Source organism: Chamaesiphon sp. OTE_20_metabat_361 (assembly GCF_031364565.1).
The window spans coordinates 1-1,984 of sequence record NZ_JANLWO010000521.1; the positions used below are offsets into that span (position 1 = coordinate 1).

General features: G+C 48.7%; 2 protein-coding genes. Both read right to left on the reverse strand.

Translation table 11 applies throughout. The features are described 5' to 3' along the window. Positions 1–88 precede the first annotated feature (88 nt). Entirely contained in the window at positions 89–1,327 is a 1,239-nt protein-coding gene (locus RMO35_RS15070) for a VWA domain-containing protein (RefSeq protein ID WP_309742147.1), read from the reverse strand. A gap of 255 nt (positions 1,328–1,582) precedes the next feature. Beyond that, a partial coding sequence (locus RMO35_RS15075) for a photosystem I assembly protein Ycf4 (protein WP_309742148.1) occupies positions 1,583–1,984 on the reverse strand: 402 nt, incomplete at its 5' end.

Consider the following 1,984-nt stretch of genomic DNA (forward strand, 5'->3'; position numbering starts at 1 on the left):
TGGGGGGGGGTGGGGGGGGGCACACGGGACTACGCAACAGGGTTTCAGATTATTTTAGATACTAGAATAATTATGCCAACTTGCTTAATTACTGGAGAATTGTTTTAGAAACCATCCGCGTTTTTTTCTTCTCAGCTTCAGAGAGATCCGCCCCACCTTGGAGAATTGTAGCGTTAGACTGCAATACCGTTGCCGCATTGGTATCGCCCATTTGCAGGGCTGTTTTGGCAGCAGTTTGGAGTAGCGTTGCCGCTCCGGCGCGATCTCCTTGTTGGAGTTTTTGTTCGGCGAGTTGAGTTTGCCGATATTTGGCTAGGGCGAGGGTTTGCTGCTGGACGTTCTCATCGACGGCTGGCTGATGATTGCGGGTGACACTGACATGCACCTGGACGGGTGGCGTCAGCAGATTGGTTAAACCTTTTGCTGGGTCATCATAGCGGATTTGCACAGTAGCGATCGATTGTTCGCCTTCAGCTAATTGTCCGATATAAGTATTCACCAAAATCACCCGCGAGAGATCTTTCATCAAGTCACCTAACCGGACTACCTGAAGATTACCATCATCTTCGACAGCTAACTCGATCGTGTCTGGTGCTACTTGTGCTACGGGTTTGAGTTCGGCAAGCCGGACTTTGGGCTGGAGTGAGATCTGGAGATAAGCATTAGTCAAGCCGACTGATTGCATCCGATTGAAGATCCGCCCAAATTCGCTGACGGCTTGTGCGGCTTCTTCAATGTAAGCAAGAGTTCCGGCGGCGGTATCGGCAATTTTTTCGAGGATATTTTGATTCCAATTTTCGCCGAATCCCAGCGTATTGAGCGTAATATTACTCTCAGTGGCAAATCCTGCTAGCTTAATGCACCGATCGTCGTCACCGTGTTCGTTTTCACCATCGGTGAGGATAAAGGCGTGAGAAACGCGATCTTTACGACCTTCAATTAATTGGGTAATTCCGAGTTTAATCCCGGCATCGATCGCGGTACCACCTGCTGCTTGCAATTTGTCGATTCGGGCAAAAATCTCCGTCGGATCGGTAACTTGCTGACAGGGGACAATCACTTCTGCCTGATGGTCGAATGCCACCACTGACAACCGATCTTCAGGTTTCAAGCCATTAATTAGTTCCCGCGCCGCTTGTTTGACCGTACTTAGCGGCGTACCTTTCATCGAGCCGCTATGGTCTAAAATCAGACACAAGTTTAGTGGTAATTGACGATCTTCTGGTTCGGCTAAAGCTGATACTTCGATCGAGAGCTGACGCTGATTATTACCTTGACTGATATCGATCTGCGGATCGCTGATAATGGTTTCGAGCGCAACTTGCATCGGATTCAACTCCACGTTTTTCGTAACTATATCGTATCAGGGAATAGGGGATAGAGGATAGGGGATAGGGAATAGGGGATGCTTCGACTTCGCTCAGCGCAATTAGGGGATAGGGGATAGGGGAATATGAGTTACGATGGAATTCCCCACAACAGTCTTAAATTTAACCTGCTGTCAATTTATGCTTTATTAATTCCAATCTCGCTCTAGATCCCTCTCTATTCCCTATTCCCTATCCCCTATTCCCTATTTTTTTTACAGTCCCTCCAACGGCACCCCGAGAAACCTTGCCAAGTCTGCCCCTTGAGTTTCTAATTCAGTCAGCGAGACTGGTTCGCCGACGCGAGTTAGGGGGATTTCCCGACGACCTTTGATGCGCACGTAAAGCGTGCGGCGCGGGCTGAGTCCATCTTTGATATCGACTCTGACGGCTTGAGCATCAGCAAGTTTACTTTTAAGTTCGATCCGCCGATTTTTACCGGGGAAACCATGCCGAAAAATGGTAATCTCGCCAGCCTCGCGATCGAATTTATTATAACCACCGCCGATGTCTAGGACGATCGCCACCCATAAATAAGTAGCGAGCAAAGTACCAGCCACACCGTAGAAAGTCAGGGCGATCCCTTGCGGAATAAATGCTAATGACAGTGGATTGCT

Bases quoted from the DNA above. Each gene is read 5' to 3' on its own strand.
- RMO35_RS15070 (WP_309742147.1), bottom strand. From the start codon at position 1,327: ATGCAAGTTGCGCTCGAAACCATTATCAGCGATCCGCAGATCGATATC.